The 17,493-nt window shown below is 52.2% G+C and carries 15 protein-coding genes; 14 read left to right on the top strand and 1 reads right to left on the bottom strand.

Annotated elements, in window-relative coordinates; translation table 11 throughout:
• Positions 1–23: 23 nt before the first annotated feature.
• A complete protein-coding gene (locus RW092_RS16395; protein WP_016311205.1) occupies positions 24–887 on the bottom strand; it encodes an AraC family transcriptional regulator in 864 nt (287 codons plus the stop codon).
• 177 nt (positions 888–1,064) lie between these two features.
• Here RW092_RS16395 and RW092_RS16390 point away from each other — a divergent pair, with 177 nt between their 5' ends.
• The 14 genes from RW092_RS16390 to RW092_RS16325 all read left to right on the top strand — a co-directional run bounded on the left by RW092_RS16390 (position 1,065) and on the right by RW092_RS16325 (position 17,381).
• Positions 1,065–2,240 (top strand): galactokinase, encoded by a 1,176-nt coding sequence (locus RW092_RS16390; RefSeq protein ID WP_316010702.1) that lies wholly within the window; start codon positions 1,065–1,067, stop codon positions 2,238–2,240.
• Positions 2,241–2,245: 5 nt separating this feature from the next.
• Positions 2,246–3,232: a UDP-glucose 4-epimerase GalE gene (gene galE, locus RW092_RS16385; RefSeq protein ID WP_016311207.1), complete on the top strand. Its 987-nt coding sequence runs from the start codon at positions 2,246–2,248 to the stop codon at positions 3,230–3,232.
• A 12-nt stretch (positions 3,233–3,244) separates the two neighbouring features.
• Positions 3,245–4,822 (top strand): UDP-glucose--hexose-1-phosphate uridylyltransferase, encoded by a 1,578-nt coding sequence (locus RW092_RS16380; RefSeq protein ID WP_085170218.1) that lies wholly within the window; start codon positions 3,245–3,247, stop codon positions 4,820–4,822.
• A 191-nt stretch (positions 4,823–5,013) separates the two neighbouring features.
• Complete coding sequence (locus tag RW092_RS16375) at positions 5,014–6,177, top strand: iron-containing alcohol dehydrogenase (RefSeq protein ID WP_016311209.1); 1,164 nt, start codon at positions 5,014–5,016, stop codon at positions 6,175–6,177.
• Positions 6,178–6,321: 144 nt separating this feature from the next.
• Positions 6,322–6,903, top strand: a complete 582-nt coding sequence (locus tag RW092_RS16370; RefSeq protein WP_316010701.1) for an NfeD family protein — start codon at positions 6,322–6,324, stop codon at positions 6,901–6,903.
• Positions 6,878–8,464: a flotillin lipid rafts scaffold protein FloT gene (floT, locus tag RW092_RS16365; RefSeq protein WP_316010700.1), complete on the top strand. Its 1,587-nt coding sequence runs from the start codon at positions 6,878–6,880 to the stop codon at positions 8,462–8,464. The genes RW092_RS16370 and floT overlap by 26 nt, the downstream gene beginning before the upstream one ends.
• A 190-nt stretch (positions 8,465–8,654) precedes the next feature.
• Entirely contained in the window at positions 8,655–9,500 is an 846-nt protein-coding gene (gene glcT, locus RW092_RS16360; protein ID WP_016311212.1) for a glucose PTS transporter transcription antiterminator GlcT, read from the top strand.
• Between the two features lie 235 nt (positions 9,501–9,735).
• A complete protein-coding gene (gene ptsG, locus RW092_RS16355) occupies positions 9,736–11,811 on the top strand; it encodes a glucose-specific PTS transporter subunit IIBC (RefSeq protein ID WP_316010699.1) in 2,076 nt (691 codons plus the stop codon).
• 131 nt (positions 11,812–11,942) lie between these two features.
• On the top strand, positions 11,943–12,218 hold the full coding sequence (locus tag RW092_RS16350) for an HPr family phosphocarrier protein (RefSeq protein ID WP_009224359.1): 276 nt from the start codon (positions 11,943–11,945) through the stop codon (positions 12,216–12,218).
• A complete protein-coding gene (gene ptsP / locus RW092_RS16345; RefSeq protein WP_028538904.1) occupies positions 12,211–13,923 on the top strand; it encodes a phosphoenolpyruvate--protein phosphotransferase in 1,713 nt (570 codons plus the stop codon). Before RW092_RS16350 ends, ptsP begins: the two co-directional genes overlap by 8 nt.
• Positions 13,924–14,296: 373 nt before the next feature.
• Positions 14,297–14,935 carry a 50S ribosomal protein L25 gene (locus RW092_RS16340; protein ID WP_028538903.1) on the top strand — a complete coding sequence of 213 codons (639 nt, stop codon included), beginning with the start codon at positions 14,297–14,299 and terminating at the stop codon, positions 14,933–14,935.
• Between the two features lie 195 nt (positions 14,936–15,130).
• Positions 15,131–15,844 (top strand): DsbA family protein, encoded by a 714-nt coding sequence (locus RW092_RS16335; RefSeq protein WP_316010698.1) that lies wholly within the window; start codon positions 15,131–15,133, stop codon positions 15,842–15,844.
• A 44-nt stretch (positions 15,845–15,888) separates the two neighbouring features.
• The gene (locus tag RW092_RS16330; RefSeq protein WP_028538902.1) at positions 15,889–16,335 is read left to right on the top strand and encodes a disulfide oxidoreductase; all 447 of its coding nucleotides are present in this window, start codon (positions 15,889–15,891) and stop codon (positions 16,333–16,335) included.
• 137 nt (positions 16,336–16,472) lie between these two features.
• Positions 16,473–17,381, top strand: a complete 909-nt coding sequence (locus RW092_RS16325; protein WP_316010697.1) for a hypothetical protein — start codon at positions 16,473–16,475, stop codon at positions 17,379–17,381.
• The last annotated feature ends 112 nt before the right edge of the window (positions 17,382–17,493 follow it).

The following is a 17,493-nucleotide window of genomic DNA, read 5'->3' as shown; positions in this document are numbered from 1 at the left end:
CTCGCGAGTTAAGCGACGAGCCCTCACTCCTTCGCGGGATTCCGCGTAACCGCACGGCGATACTCGCTTGGCGATTCGTTATGGAACCGGCGGAACTGCCGTGAGAAGTAGAGCGGATCGGTAAGGCCGACCGAAGCGGCAATCTGTTCGATCGACAGCTCGGGACGTTCGCGCAGCAGCTGGCGGGACTTATCAATTCTCAGCTTCAACAGGTAGGTGACGGGGGTGAAGCCCGTTTCTTTTTTGAATATCCGTGATAGATAAGCTCGATTATAGCCCAAGGATGCGCACATCTGCTCGATGGAGACCGGATGCGCGTATTGGCTGGCCATATAATGAATCATTTGCTTCACGATTCGCTGAACACCCGATTCACCTGACGGCAGCGCCGAGGCCATGCCAAGCGTCTCTTGGGCTTCGGCCATAATTTGGTGCAGCAGCCCCAGCGATAGCAGATGGGAGCTGTTTTTTTTCGCTTGGAAAGCTTGTAACACGCTGCTGAGCAAGGCAGGGATCGGGCTGTCCCCGTCTTGCCGGAACACTGGCTGCTGCGGTGTGAAGCCAGCTCGTTTCACGAGTTCGGCCGCCTTCACACCGGTGAAGGCGATCCAACGGTAACGCCAAGGCTCGGTCACATCGGAAGCATAACTGACGAGCTGATCGGGGAGAATCAGGAAGCCATTCCCTTTACTCAGCTCATAGGAAGCGGATTCGGTTCGGAACGTGCCCTTGCCTTGCTCTACGAAGTGCAGGAGGTAATAATCATAAATTTTCGGGCCCAATCGGTGATCGGGGAGAGTTTGACTTTCGCCGGCGAACAGAACATGCAGCTCATCGGTCTCGATCAAATCCGGGTTGGCGGCCGCGCTGTAAGTTTCTTTAAGCATGGGAGGGTCTCCTTTGGATAAAGGGACGGGTAACGCCCCATAAGACTTCGCTCCCATTTTACTCTGAAAAGTCACATTTATCTATATTGATCTCGCAAAGTTGCATTATCAACGCAAAGCGATTTCATTATACTGGATACAAGGATTAAAGATTCCATGACGATGGGGTGTACGTTGATGAAAAAGCAGGAAATGGAACAATTGTTTATATCCAAATACGGGGAAAGCGCTGAGCCGATTCGCGTATTTAACGCCCCGGGACGGGTGAACTTGATCGGTGAGCATATTGACTACAACGGGGGGTATGTCTTCCCGGCTGCATTAGAATTTGGGACGACGCTGGCGGTCCGCAAGCGCTCCGACGGCAAAGTCGCTTTTGCTTCCAGTAACCTTCCGTACACGGCAGAGCTGGCATTGGAAGAGCTGGGCACAAGCAAAACCGGAGAATGGATCGACTATCCGATCGGCGTTTACGTGGAGCTGAAAAAGCTGGGGATCTCGCTTACCAGCGGGTATGATCTCTTGTTCCACGGCGAAATTCCGAACGGTTCGGGCCTGTCCTCCTCCGCCTCGATTGAAGTGGTCACGGCTTTGGCATTTGTGAGCATGGAAGGGAAAGAGCTCGATAAGGTGGAAATCGCTCGGTTATCGCAGCGGGCTGAGAATCAATACGTCGGCGTAAACAGCGGCATTATGGACCAATTTGCAGTGGCGAACGGGGCGAAGGACCATGCGATCCTGCTGATGTGTGACACTTTGGAATACAAGCTGGTTCCGTTCCGGACAGGTGCGTATAAGCTGGTCATCGGCAATACGAAGAAACGCCGCGGGCTGGTTGACTCGAAATACAATGAACGGCGGTCGGAATGCGATGCAGCGCTGGAGATTTTGCAGAAGCGTGAGCCGGGCTTGCAGTTCCTGGCTCATCTGAAACCGGAGCAGTTGGAGCAGTGGCGGGGAGATTTTACGAACGAAGTGCTGTACAAACGGGCCAAACACGTAGTGGAAGAGAACGCGCGCGTGTTGAAATCGGTGGATGCGCTGAGCGCCAACGATCTGAAGGCTTTTGGCGAGCTGATGAATGCCTCGCATGATTCGCTGCGGGATTTGTACGAGGTGAGCTGCCTGGAGCTGGACGTGATGGTAGAGGAAGCCCGTAAGATTGAAGGCACCTTGGGTGCTCGGATGACCGGTGCCGGATTTGGCGGCTGCACGGTATCGCTGGTACATGAAGATTCGGTAGAAAAGTTCGTGTCCGAGGTTGGCCGGGCTTATCAAGAGCGGACCGGGCTGGAAGGCGAATTTTACGTGTGCGGCGTAGGCGACGGCGTGCATGAGATGAAAGGGGAGTAATCCGCATGGCGATATTGGTAACGGGAGGAGCCGGTTATATCGGTTCGCATACGGTAGCAGCGTTGCTGGAGCAAGGCAGAGAGGTTGTGGTGATCGACAACCTGCAGACTGGACATCGCGAGGCGTTGCTCGGCGGTAAGCTGTACGAAGGAGATCTGCGTGATAAGCCGCTGCTGGCCAAGTTGTTCGCCGAGAACGAGATTGAAGCGGTTATTCATTTTGCCGCGAACTCTCTGGTTGGGGAGAGTATGAAGGATCCGGTGAAATATTTTGACAACAACGTGTACGGGACGCTTTGTTTGCTGGATGCGATGGATCAGGCGAATGTACGTAAAATCGTGTTCTCTTCCACGGCGGCAACCTATGGTGAACCTGAAAAGGTGCCAATTGAAGAGAGTGATCCAACCCGGCCAACGAATGTCTATGGGGAAACCAAGCTGACGATGGAACGGATGATGGCTTGGTTCGATCAGGTGCTGGGGATCAAATACGTGTCCTTGCGTTACTTCAACGCCGCTGGTGCCCATGAGAGCGGCAAAATCGGCGAGGACCATCGCCCGGAAAGCCATCTGATCCCATTGATCATTCAAGCGGCATTGGGACAACGTCCATCCATTCAGGTGTTTGGTGATGACTACAACACGGGGGACGGTACCTGCATCCGTGACTATATCCACGTCAGCGACTTGGCCGATGCCCATCTGCGCGCGGTGGATCATTTGCTTAGCGGCGGGGAGAGCGATGTATTTAACCTTGGCAATGGGCAAGGTTTCTCGGTGAAGGAAGTTATCGAAACCGTGAAGCAGGTCACCGGCCGTGACTTCCCGGTTGTCATCAGTCCGCGCCGTGCTGGCGATCCGGCGGTGCTCATTGCTTCCTCGGACAAAGCCCGCCGCGTGCTGGGCTGGAATCCGACCCGCAACAAGTTGTCCAGCATCATTGAAAGTGCATGGCAATGGCATAACAGCCATCCGAACGGCTATAACGACTAAGGGGTGTTATGGATGGGAGTCGAAGAGAAAAGTCGTCAAGACGCGCTTCATGCGATTGAACGGCTGGTGAATTATGCGCTCGAACAAGGCTTGATCGATTGGTGGGACGTGGACTATTCGCGTAATCGTCTCCTAGAGTTGTTCGCCTTCGATGAGCCGTACGCCGGTGAAGTGGCGACAGAGGCGCTGACTGGACCCCAGGAACCGCTTGAGATTCTAATCGATTACGGGCTTGCCATCGGTTTGATACCGGAAAACACCGCTACGTACCGCGATTTGCTGGATGCGAAAATCATGGGCCTGCTCATGCCGCGCCCGTCGGAAACGATCGCTGCCTTTCGCAAAACAGAAAGCGAGCAGGGAATTGCCGCCGCGACCGACGCCTTCTACAAACTGTCGGTAGCCAGCAATTACATTCGGATGGACCGGGTGCGCCAGAACATCTATTGGGAGCAGCCCACACCGTTTGGAGACATGGAAATCACGATCAATCTGTCCAAACCGGAGAAAAATCCGAAGGAAATCGCGATGGCGAAGCTGCTGCCCCCTCCGGTATATCCAAAATGTCAGCTGTGCCGCGAGAACGTGGGGTATGCTGGACGGTTGAATCATCCCGCCCGCCAGAACTTGCGAGTCATTCCGCTGACGTTAAACGGAGAGCCGTGGTTTTTCCAATACTCGCCTTACGTCTATTACAATGAGCATTGCATCGTGTTCCACCACGATCATGTTCCGATGAAGCTGACCCGCGATACGTTTAAGCGGTTGCTGGAATTCACGACGTTGTTCCCGCATTACTTCATCGGTTCCAACGCGGATCTGCCGATCGTCGGCGGGTCGATTCTGACGCATGATCATTTCCAGGGGGGACGCCACACATTCCCATTGGAAAAAGCACCAGTCGAAGTCGTCTATGCGCATCCGGACTTCGCCGGTGTTACCGTCGGCAGGGTGAAGTGGCCAATGTCGGTGCTGCGGGTAAACGGTCAGAACCGGGAAGCCGTGTTGGAAGCGGTAGATCATCTGTACGAGAAATGGAAGCACTACAGCGACCCGTCTGTTGGCGTCCTCGCATTCTCCAAGCAGGAGGGGGAATCCGTGCCGCATAACACGGTGACGCCGATTGTCCGCCGCAGCGCGGACGGCGGGTATGAAGCGGACATCGTCCTGCGCAATAACCGGACGAATGAGCAGCATCCCGAAGGCATCTTCCATCCGCACCGCGAGATGCATCATATCAAGAAGGAGAACATCGGCCTGATTGAAGTCATGGGCGTTGCCATCCTGCCGGGCCGGTTGAAGGAAGAGCTGGCGGCGGTTGCTGACATTCTGAGCGGTGATCAGGCGCTGTATCAGCAAACCGTATCGGAACCGAATGCCCGCTTGGCCGTGCATGCGGACTGGGTGAAGGAACTGGTGGCACGCGTGGGCATGTCGCTGGGGCGTAAAGAGGCCGAAGCGCTGCTGCGTGATGAGGTGGGCAAGAAGTTTGCGGAAATCCTTGGACATGCCGGCGTATTCAAAGCGACGCCGGAAGGCCATGAGGCGTTCGAACGCTTTGTGGAATCGATCGGGTACCGCAAACGTTAAGGCATGGATCGGAACAAAGGAGAAGGGTCATTCCAAGCTGTAAAGGTTTGGGTGATCCTTTCTTTTTCTGTTTGGCTTGTTGTTACAGTTAGAAGTATAATAGTTTGGGAGTTCGAAGAGGTTAGTAATAACACTATTGCTTAGTAGAAACACTACAATGATATAACCTAAATTTAAGGAGGAGTTACAGGATGGACAATTTCGTATTTCATAATCCAACGAAGCTGATCTTCGGTAAAGGCCAGCTGGAGGCGCTTCGGAACGAGGTGCCGGCTTACGGCAAAAAAGTGCTGCTAGTCTACGGCGGCGGCAGTATTAAACGCAGCGGGCTGTATGATCAAGTAACGTCCATTCTGCGCGAAATTGGCGCCGAAGTGACGGAGCTTGCAGGCGTTGAACCGAACCCGCGTCTGTCGACGGTGCATCGCGGGGTTGAGCTGTGCAAATCCAATGGCATCGAGCTGATTCTTGCCGTTGGTGGCGGCAGCGTGCTGGACTGCGCGAAGGCAATTGCCGTCGGGGCGAAATACGACGGGGATATGTGGGACTTCGCAGAGCGCAAAGCTGTGCCGAAGGACGCTCTGCCGCTTGGTACGGTGCTGACCATGGCTGCAACCGGCTCCGAAATGAACGGGAACTCCGTGATCTCCAACGAAGTGACCAAGGAAAAGCTGGGCTGGGGCAGCAAGCTGGCTTATCCGGCATTCTCCATCCTTGATCCGCAGTTTACGGTGACGTTGCCGAAAGATCAAACGGTATATGGCATGGTGGATATCATGTCTCATGTATTCGAGCATTACTTCCATCCGACGCCAAACACGTTGCTGCAGGATGAGTTCTGTGAAGGGCTGCTGCGGACCGTGATTGAAACGGCACCGAAGCTGGTACAGGATTTGGAAAACTACGACCTTCGGGAGACGATCCTGCTGTGCGGTACGCTCGCGCTGAACGGCGTGCTGAACATGGGCTTGTCGGGAGATTGGGCGACTCACAACATTGAGCATGCCGTGTCGGCGGTTTACGATATTCCGCATGGCGGCGGTCTGGCGATCCTGTTCCCGAACTGGATGAAATATAACTTAAAGCACGATGTTACCCGCTTTAAGCGTCTGGCGGTCAACGTCTTCCATGTTGACCCTGCGGGCAAGAGTGATGAGGCAGTGGCGCTTGAGGGGATTGAAGCGTTGCGTTCCTTCTGGAACTCCATTGGCGCACCAAGCCGCTTGGCGGATTACGACATTGACGACAGCCAGTTGGAAGTGATGGCCGATAAGGCGGTCCGCTTTGGTCCATTTGGTAACTTTGCCGTGCTGGATAAACAGGACGTGCTCGAAATTTATCGGATGTCGCTGTAATCGCCTTTTCCGAAATAGTTACTCCACATAACCGGTCTTCCGATTTGCGTCGTGGGCCGGTTTTTCTTTTTTTGAAACATAATTCACCAATTTACGTATTTAATTGTAGAGTTCAACAATATTTTGGGTAAAGGGAGGAACGGGATGGAAGCGCTGTTTTGGGGTTGTTTTATCGGCGGTGCTTTGTTTGCCGTTATCAGCGCTGTGCTTGGTGACTTGATTGGAAGCTGGCTGGATGGCATCTTTGATTTCTTGTCCGCCGATTTTCTCAAGCCGATCATCACGGCCTCGGCGATCACGTCCTTTGGCGGAGCCGGCATTTTGCTGGACCGATATTCCGGGCTTGGCACAGCTGCTGTAGTGATGTTAGCCATTGTGATTGCCGTCCTGCTGTCTGTTCTCGTCTATTTCGTCTATGTGAAGCCGATGGAGAACAGCGAGAATTCCACGGGATTCTCCGAATCGGAGCTGCCCGGTAAAATTGGTGAAGTCACGGTGCCTATTCCAGCGCAAGGATTTGGCGAAGTGATGGTGAAACAGGCAGGCGGCAATTCGCTGCATATCGCTTCCAGCTGGGATCGGAAGGAGATTCCCGCCGGAACCGCCGTTGTCGTGATCGAGACGGCGAAGGACGGGACCGTCCAGGTTTCCGAGCTTTACCCCCCACCCGATGTAGTACCAATTAAAGAAGAGGGAGCTGATGTCATTGTTCGAAGGTGTTGCTGATTTCCTACTCATCCCCGGGATCGTGATTGCAGTCATCATCGTGCTTGGGCTGGCATTTTGGGCAAGATACAAAACGGTGGGTCCCGATGAAGCAATGATCGTGACGGGGTCTTTTCTAGGGAACAAAAACATTTCCGACGACCAATCCGGCCGCAAAATCAAGATCGTGCGCGGCGGCGGGGCGTTTATCTGGCCGATCTTTCAGAAAGCCGAGTTTCTGTCGTTGCTGTCTCATAAGCTTGACGTGATGACGCCGGAGGTCTACACCGAGCAGGGGGTCCCGGTATCTGCGGACGGCGTGGCCATTATTAAGGTAGGCAGCTCGGTTGAAGACGTCGCAACAGCAGCAGAACAATTTATGGGCAAGCCGATTGAGTCGTTGAAGGGCGAGGCACAGGAAGTGCTGGAAGGTCATTTGCGCTCCATCTTGGGTTCGATGACCGTTGAGGAAGTGTATCGTAACCGCGATAAGTTCGCTCAGGAAGTGCAAAGCGTTGCAGCACGTGATCTGAAGAAAATGGGGCTGCAGATCGTCTCGTTCACGATCAAGGACGTTCGAGATAAGCACGGTTACCTGGAGGCGCTAGGGAAACCGCGGATCGCTGCAGTGAAGCGGGATGCCGACATTGCTGAGGCGGAAGCTCAACGGGATGCACGAATCCAGAAGGCGTTGGCGGAGGAAGCTGGGCAGAAGGCTGAGCTGGTCCGCGATACGAACATCGCCGAGGCAGAGAAGGAGAAGGAGCTGAAGGTTGCGTCCTTTAAGAAAGAGCAGGATACTGCCAAAGCCGAAGCCGACCAAGCTTATAACATTCAGGAAGCTCGGGCGAAGCAAGTAATGGTTGAAGAGCAGATGAAGGTTGAGCTGGTACGGAAGGAACGGGAAATCGATCTGCAGGAGAAAGAAATTATCGTCCGTCAGAAGCAACTTGAAGCCGAAGTGAAGAAAAAGGCTGAGGCGGACCGCTATGCCGTCGAGCAAGCAGCAGAAGCAGAAAAAGCCCGGAAGATGCGGGAAGCTGATGCGTTGCAATACTCGATTGAAAAGCAAGCTAAAGCATCTGCTGAACAGAAGCGGTTAGAAGGTCTGGCGATTGCGGATGCCGAACGGGCGAAAGGGACGGCAGAGGCCGAAATCATTCGTCTGCGCGGCTTGGCAGAGGCCGAAGCGAAGGAGAAGCTGGCCGAAGCGTTCCAGAAATTCGGCGAGGCGGCAATTCTCGATATCGTAACGAAAATGCTGCCGGAGCTGGCAAGCAAGATCGCTGCACCACTGTCCTCCATCGACAAGCTGACCGTGGTCGATACGGGCAAGGGCGAGGGAGCTGCTCGCGTCAGCAATTACGTGACCGAGCTGATGGCTACAGCGCCTGATATGCTGAAGAGCGTTTCCGGGATCGAGCTCGATCGGTTAATCCAAAGTCTGACCAAAGGCAAAGTTGTCGCTGCAAAACCGGAGCTCGAGACGGCTTCCGTCAAGTCTGCAGCAGGCGCAAAAGTTCCAGATTCGGTTGTACTGGAAACTGCGGCCTCAAAGGCGGCGGACCTAGACCAAAAGTAGGGCCTAAGTTGGCTTGACAACTGCCCTCCATCCGTGTATCTTGTCCTAGGATATGAAGAAACTCGGCGTCCCGCTCCTCATGAGAGTGAGGACGCCTTTGAAATGCCTGGGAATCGGCTGACGGCGTCCCCAAAATCCATTATAATGGGCTTAACCGTTTTCGGAATATAGGAAAAGAGGTGCTACTGTTGTGAACAGCCTGCGCGTGGCCAAAGTGTTGAATAACAATGTCATCATCGCGAATCATCCGGAGCATGGCGAGGTCGTTGTCATCGGCAAAGGCATCGGATTTAACCGAAAAACGGGAGATTCCATTTCGCTGGAAGCGGTAGAGAAGATGTTCATCCTTACGAACCAGCAAGAGCAGGAGCAATACAAGCAACTCGTGCACCAAGTGGATGAGCAACTGATCGAGATCATCGGCGAAATTATTATGTATATTTCCTCAAAAACCCAAACCGAACTGAATGAGCATATTCATATCGCGTTGACAGATCACTTGGCGTTTGCGATTAAGCGGGCGGAGCAGGACATCGCGTTTCATAATCCATTTTTGTTCGAAACAAAGGAAATTTATCCACTGGAATATGAATTAGCGGAATACGCCATACGTTTGATTAAGGACAGGCTGGGGATTGATCTTGGTGAAGACGAAATCGGCTTTGTGGCGCTTCATATTAACAGCGCCATCACCAACCGTCATATCAGCGAGGTCCGCGGACATGCCCAGTTGATCGCAGATTTGGTAGGCATCATTGAGAAGGAGCTTCGCTTCTCCATCCTTCGCAACTCGCTGGACTATTCGCGTCTGCTCACCCATTTGCGATTTGCGATCGAACGGATACGGCGGGGCGAACAAGTGGGGGAAGTCCACAAGCTGGAACGGCTACTGAAAGAGGAATATCCTGTTTTGTATTCGCTTGCCTATAAATTGACAAAAGTTATGGAACAGCGCCTGAAACAGCCGGTTTATAAGGCAGAGGTTAGTTATTTAACCATGCATTTACACCGGGTGGCGCCGGCAAATCTTCAATAGCTTGCTTGCGCGAAAAAAGAAGGTCTGCTATAATTCCTAATGCATTAAAACAACAACTTCATAATCACAATGTGTGACTGATTCGATCAGGCATGAGTTGATAGAGGTTTTTTTGGATTGTATTGGACGGTTACGGGGCATTATATCCGTAAGCGATCACGGTACAACACAAAAGACCTATATTGGCCCATGCCTGTTTTTGTTAGTCCACCATAGTAATTACAGGAGGGTATTTATGTTTAAGCGTTTGTTTGGGGTATTGCAACGGGTAGGTAAAGCGCTGATGCTTCCAATAGCTCTTCTTCCGGCGGCAGGCTTGCTGCTCGGGATCGGCAATATGCTGGTCAGCCCCGAGTTCTTAAACTTGGTTCCAGCTTTGGATAACCATGGAGTTCATGCTGTAGCTACAGTCATGATGAACGCCGGCCAAATCGTCTTTACGAACCTGGCCTTGCTGTTTGCAGTAGGCGTCGCCGTGGGTCTGGCTGGGGGCGAGGGGGTTGCCGGTCTGGCGGCCATTATCGGGTACCTCGTCATGAACGTGACGATGGGAACGGTTATTGGAGTAGTACCGTCGATGATCGGAACCGATCCAGCCTATGCCAATGTACTGGGGATCCCAACGTTGGCAACGGGGGTATTCGGCGGTATTATCGTGGGTATCCTAGCTGCCGCAATGTATAACCGGTTCTTCCGGATCGAGCTTCCGTCTTACCTTGGCTTCTTCGCCGGGAAACGGTTTGTGCCGATTATGACAGCGGCTACTTCGGTTCTGCTTGGATTGCTGATGGTTATCATTTGGCCGCCGATCCAAACCGGATTGAACACGGCTTCCCACTTTATGCTGGAGCAAAACCGGACGTTGTCCGCGTTTATCTTCGGGGTAGTCGAACGGGCGTTAATTCCGTTTGGTCTGCACCATATCTTCTACTCGCCGTTCTGGTTCGAATTTGGCGAATACATCAATAGCGCAGGTCAGCTTGTGCGTGGGGACCAATCGATCTTCATGGCACAACTGCGCGATGGTGTACCGTTTACAGCCGGTACATTTATGACCGGTAAATTCCCGTTCATGATGTTTGGTTTGCCTGCCGCTGCGCTGGCAATTTATCACGAAGCTCGTCCAGAGCATAAGAAATATGTGGCCGGGATTATGGGCTCGGCAGCATTAACTTCCTTCTTGACGGGGATTACGGAACCGCTGGAGTTCTCGTTCCTGTTCGTTGCACCGGCGTTGTTTGCCGTTCATACGATCTTTGCAGGTTTGTCTTTTATGACGATGCATATCCTGGGGACGAAGATCGGGATGACCTTCTCCGGCGGTTTGATCGACTTCCTGATTTTCGGGGTGATTCCAAACCGGACGCCTTGGTGGAACGTCATCATCGTTGGTCTGATTCTGGCGGTCATTTACTACTTCGGTTTCCGTTACGTGATTCGCAAGTTTAACTTGAAAACGCCGGGCCGCGAAGATCAAGTTTCCGATGAGGAAGGCGCGGGAGCTGGTGGAGCAACTTCGCAAGACGATTTGCCGCATAACATCTTGTCCGCGCTGGGCGGTCAAGAGAACATCGTTCACTTGGATGCCTGCATCACTCGGCTGCGGGTGGAAGTGAAGGATAAAGCAAATGTCAGCAAGGATCAGCTCAAGAAACTGGGCGCATCCGGTGTGCTTGAAGTAGGTAACAATATTCAAGCGATCTTCGGAACACGTTCCGACACGATCAAGTCGCAAATTGCCGATATTATGAGCGGCAAGACGCCGCGGCCTGCGGCGAAATCGGAAGCGGTCAAGACGGAAGAGGTTAAACCTGCTGAAGTGGAACAACAAGCAGCCCAAGACGGCGATGCGATTATCAACGAAGATATCGTCATGCCGGTAAATGGTGAGCTGATGGATATTTCCAATGTACCGGATCCTGTCTTCTCGGAAAGAATGACCGGCGACGGATTTGCCGTGCTTCCGCACGACGGGGTGATTGGTTCCCCGGTTTACGGGAAAGTATTTAACGTCTTCCCAAGCAAGCATGCCATCGGCATTATGTCGGACGGCGGGAAGGAAGTGCTGGTGCACATCGGTGTAAATACCGTTAAACTGAAAGGCCAAGGCTTTAATGTACTGGTGAAGGAAGGGGATCTGGTCGCTGCTGGACAACCGATCCTGGAAGTCGATCTGGATTATGTGAAAGAACATGCTCCATCCATTATTTCGCCAATCGTCTTCTCGAACTTGCCGGAAGGCGCGTCCGTGAAGCTGAACAAAACCGGCAAGCTATCCAAAGGCGAAGCCGACATCGTCACTATTAAGTAAAGCTCCAATGCGCTGTCGTTTGATCGCGGCGGTGCATTTGGCATTGGTTCTCACGTTCCCTTACAATAGGGTAAGGAGCGTATTATATATTTTTTTCTAAAATTATAATTCAGAAAGCGAGAGGATTACTCATGGAAAGAATGTTCAAAATTACGGATGAAGACGGAATTCATGCACGCCCGGCAACGGCTCTGGTGAACACTGCTAACAAATTCAAGGGGGCCGAATCCTTCGCTGAAGCCGGCGGCAAGAAAGTAACGCTGAAATCGATCCTCGGCGTACTGTCCTTGGGTCTGGAACAAGGCGATTCGCTGAAGCTGATCGTTGAAGGCGAAGAAGCAGAAGCAGCACTTCAAGCGCTCACCGAAGTGATGGTTAACGAAGGGCTTGGAGAAGTGAATGCTTAAGATTGAAGGCATTGCCGCTTCGGCTGGCGTGGCCATCGCCAAAGCTTTCAAGTTGGAACATCCCGACTATACGATTCATCGTCGGGATGCTTCCGATTCCGCTGCGGAATTAGCACGCCTGGACGAAGCTCTGGCCAAATCTCAACAGGAGCTCGAAGCGATCAAAGAGCGCACGCTTCAAGAGCTTGGTGAGAAGAAAGCGGAGATTTTTGAATCCCATTTGTTGATTTTGAACGACCCTGAGCTGTTGACGCCGGTTCGCGATAAAATCACGGCTGAGAACGTAAGTGCGGAGTACGCTCTGAATGAAACCGCTAATGAATTCATCTCGATGTTTGAAAATATGAAAAGCGCCTACCTCAAGGAACGCGCAGCAGATATGCGAGACGTTACCAAGCGTGTGCTTACGCATTTGCTCGGACTGAACTACGTCAACCCGGCTGACATCAACGAGGAAGTCATCGTGATTGCGGAAGACTTGACGCCGTCGGATACGGCACAGTTGAATCGCAATTACGTTAAAGGCTTTACAACGAATATCGGCGGACGGACGTCGCACTCGGCAATCATGGCCCGCTCGCTGGAAATCCCGGCGGTTGTTGGTACCAAAGAGGTGCTGGATAAGGTAAACAGCGGCGATCTGGTGATCGTGGACGGATTGGACGGCAGTGTCATTATCAATCCGACCGAGGATGTTCTGAACGAGTACAAAGCCAAACGCGATAAGTACCTGGTGCAGATCGAAGAATGGAAGAAGCTGCGCGAGGTGCAGACGACGTCGAAAGACGGCGTTCACGTGGAATTGGCTGCGAACATCGGTACGCCTAACGACGTGACGGGCGTGCTGGAGAACGGCGGTGAAGGAGTGGGCTTGTACCGGACAGAATTCCTGTACATGGGACGCACAGAGCTGCCTTCAGAGGAAGTTCAATTCAACGCCTACAAGACCGTGCTGGAAAAAATGGAAGGCAAACCGGTCGTTGTCCGCACGTTGGATATCGGCGGCGACAAAGAACTGCCTTATTTGAATCTGCCGAAGGAAATGAACCCGTTCCTGGGCTTCCGTGCGATTCGCCTGTGCCTGGAGCAGAAGGATTTGTTCCGCACGCAGCTGCGCGCTTTGCTTCGCGCCAGCGTATACGGCACCTTGCGCATCATGTTCCCGATGATCGCAACGTTAGATGAGTTCCGCGCGGCGAAGGCGCTGCTTCTGGAAGAGAAGGAGAAGCTGCAAGCCGAAGGCGTTCAAGTCTCCGACGAGATCCAGCTCGGCATTATGGTGGAGATTCCTTCGACTGCGGTCTTGGCCGATCAGTTCGCCAAAGAAGTGGACTTCTTCAGTATTGGTACCAACGACCTTATTCAATATACGATGGCAGCCGATCGCATGAACGAACGTGTATCTTACTTGTATCAGCCATATAACCCATCGATTTTACGCTTGGTCAAAATGGTCATCGATGCAGCGCACAAAGAAGGCAAATGGGCTGGAATGTGCGGCGAGATGGCTGGCGATGCAACGGCAATTCCGTTGTTGCTGGGGCTTGGACTGGATGAATTCAGCATGAGCGCAACTTCGATCCTGCCGGCTCGTTCGCAAATCTCCAAGCTGTCCAAAGCAGATATGGAGCAGTTGGCAGCGAAGGCGCTGCAAATGCAGACGGCTGAACAGGTCGTAGAGCTGGTTCGCTCGATCGAAGCATAATCTTTTCCAATTGATAAATAATAGGGTTTCCTCTTGAACCGGTGCCGTTAAGGCGCCGGTTTTTTCCTTTGGCGAGGCGATTCATGTGATGCTCCTTTGCGGACTGTTGGGGGTGTCTGGCCCTCTTTTCGATGATTATCCCGTTGCATCAGGGGGTGTAGGGAACACCGCATAGCTCGGAACTAGGAGGATCAGCCTTTGATCGAACTCTAATTCTGAAGCAAAGGGATAATGGTGCAAAAGAGGCCAGAAGAGCATAGAACATTGAGAAGTTTAGTGGTGGTAAAAATGGGCACTATACGTTTATGGAGCTTATGCCATGGCAATCATGTCAGTGATGCAATAGGCACAATTTCAAGGAGGTTGTTGCAAGATGAGTACGAACCATCACACGTTTCAACTAAATGCTACGCCAAGAACGGATTTCCATCGTTCCACGCTGCGCAAGCTGAGACAACATGGACGTGTTCCTGCGGTTGTGTATGGAGCGGAAACCGAGAACCTTGCAGTTTATGTGGACGAGAAGGAGCTGTTGAAGGTTGTACGGACAGGCAGATCGGAGTTTTTTGATCTGAATGTCGAAGGGGGGCCAACCGTCCCGGCGCTGATTAAAGATGTTCAGCAACAGCAAGGGAAGATTTTGCATGTCGATTTTCAACAAGTGTCCAAAAACAAACCGATTCGCGTAAAAATACCGCTGCATTACACAGGTACGGCTGCGGGAGCGAAGGTAGGCGGTGTATTGCAGATTCAGGAGACGGAGCTGGAAGTGGAGGGTTTACCGGATGTTTTGCCGGCATCCTTGGAGGTCGATATTTCTTCGCTGGATGCGGGGGACAAGCTGATGGCCGGAGATGTGAAGCTGCCGGAAGGCGTGACGATGCATGCTCAGCCAGAGGAATTGCTAGCTTCCATCGTGCTGCCACGGGTGGCTGATGCGGATTTGGCGAAGGAAGCCTCGGCTGACGGCGAACCTGAAGGAACGGTAGGCGCGGACGAAGCGAAGGAATAACCTAAGACGATCGCTGGATAGGAGTTTCTTTGAAGGGCTGTTACTAATGCCTTGGGCGTTAGGGCAGCCTTTTATTATGGGAAAGTTCCAGCGAAGTTCTAGGCTCAACTTGACGAATCTTGCTTTTGTAACTAGAATGGTTGCAGGATAAAACGTATATTGAAAATGAACTATTATATGGAAAGAAGGGATCGCATGCCGCCGAAAACAACAAAGAACGCTTTGGCCAAGCGCAAAGCCGAACAACAAAAGCAGCAACAGCAATTAAAGAGGAGACGTCTGATCTGGTTTTCGACCGTGGGGTTGCTTCTGATTCTGATCATCGTTGTCTTGACGATTCAGCCGAAACCGAAGCCCGTCGAATTTGATTATGCTGCGCTGCCTGTGTTGGGACAAGCTGATGCCCCTGTTAAGATTGTGGAGTTTGGGGATTATCAATGTCCGTCTTGTAAACATGTTAATGAACTGATTAAGCCAGAGTTGGCGAAGGATTATATAGATCAAGGTAAAGTTGCTTTTTATTTCATGAATTTGCCGTTTATCGGTTCCGATTCGTTTACGGCCGCGCTGGCCGCTCAATCGGTGTATCATCAAAGCAATGAGGCATTCTGGACATATTTCGATGCGATTTTTGAACGCCAGGGGGAGGAGAACAGCGGTTGGGCTTCGCCTGAATTTTTGGTCAACCTGGCTAAGGAGCTGGAGTTACCCATCGATTTCGACCTGTTGCAGAAAGATATCGCAGAGGCCACGTATCAGGACGAGGTGTCAGCGCATTTGGCTCGAGGAGACAAGCTGGGTGTAGACAGCACACCGACGTTCTTCATCAATGGGATCGAGTATGCCGGCAACCTTGGCGATTATGAAACGCTGAAGAAGACCATCGACAACGAACTGGCCGGAGAGTAAGACCTTCTAGTCAACCGAGGTTGAAAAAGGAGTAAAGAGGAGGAATGAGGACGATGCGGGGGTTTTTGAGGGACTATGGCATCTACCTCGCCTGGCTGGTTGCGATGGTCGCGACGGCGGGCAGCTTGTATCTAAGCGAAGTGCTGCATTATGAGCCGTGCCGGCTGTGCTGGTTCCAGCGGATCTTCATGTACCCGCAGGTCATTTTGCTGGGGATTGCTGCGTATAAGAACGATCGGCACATCATTCCGTATGTGCTCCCGCTCAGCATCATTGGCGGCATGATCTCCATTTATCATTACAGCGAGCAAAAAATCCCGGCGTTAGCCAAGCTGCTTCCCTGCAAAATTGGCGTTCCTTGCAACGTCGATTATCTTGGGCAAGGCTGGCTCGGATTTATTACGATTCCGTTCATGGCGCTGGTTGCCTTCGTGCTGATCGTCCTGTTCTTATTGGCCGCTCGCGAGGGCAAAGAAGTTGAGGAACAGTAAGGAATTAGGAAGAGGCAAGCTCTCCGTCTTAAGGAGGCTGCCTCTTTTTTGCGCTTTTGCGAAGCGTTCGCGTAAATTGCCTTGCGATGGCAACCTTTTAAAGAGTTAAGCCGTCTGTGTATGTGGGGGTGCTTATCATGACAAACATGAGTTTAAAGAAACATAGATGGAAGAAGACCGCCGGCTGGCTGGGAATGATCCTGCTTGTGATTTCGTTGACCGCTTGTGCCGGGAACAGTGCTGAGCCTGGAATGAATGCTGGCGGTGAAACGAATGAGAACCAGACGGAGACAGGCAACAACTCACCCGATGACGTCGCAGCCGAAACGAAGCAGGGGACGGGAACGTTTGTTGGTTTGATTGACAACCACTCTGCGGAGATTGAGGTGGAGGGGACGCCAACGGCTTTTCAAATGGATGAAACTATAAGCGCGTCGGCTCAGAGTCTGGTGCAAGGCACACCGGTGTCATTCGAGTATGTGGAGCGGGCAGTGGAAGGCGATGCTGCGCTGAAGCAACTCGTCTTAATGAAGCTGGAAACGGCTCCTGCCAAAGAGGCTACGGACTCCGGTGCAACATCGGATCTGCCGGCGGAGAAATCGATTGAGCTTGAGCTGGAAGGCATGAAAGAGACGAAAACGGCCACTTTGCAAAAGGGCGACGGCTACGCATTTTATATGTTCGACATCTTCTCCTTTGATGCCAAAACCAACAAGCTCATGATGAATTACGACCCGGATTATCATGTGATCATTTCCAAGCTGTCTGCCGATTACAACATCGAGGAACTGGCCAAAGCAGCCAAGAGGGAGATGTCGAAAATCGGTAACGTGGAGCAGCGCAGCGGCGATCAGATCTACGAAACGATGCGTGATGCGGAGCTGTTCTTGATCGCCCAAGGCAAGGGGCTGACCCAGCAGTATATCGTCAAGAACATCGACGGGCAGGGATTTGCCTTTCTGCTGAATCAACCGGTTGGCGAGGCATCGGAAGGCTTTGGTCCGCATGCGTTCGCATCGATCAACACCGTTGTGGCAACAAATTAATTATGAATGAAACCGTCCGCGCTGGGCTTTATGCAATGGGCGGTTTTTTTGTTTTTTAAGATATCAGCGTACTATGTCAAGTAGAATTTTTAGGTTTCTGGGTAACCCAAAC

It is taken from the genome of Paenibacillus sp. 3LSP (assembly GCF_032465655.1).
Taxonomy (GTDB): Bacteria; Bacillota; Bacilli; order Paenibacillales; family Paenibacillaceae; genus Fontibacillus; species Fontibacillus barengoltzii.
The sequence above is the reverse complement of the archived record's forward strand: the minus strand, read 5'-3'. Positions and strand labels throughout refer to the sequence as shown.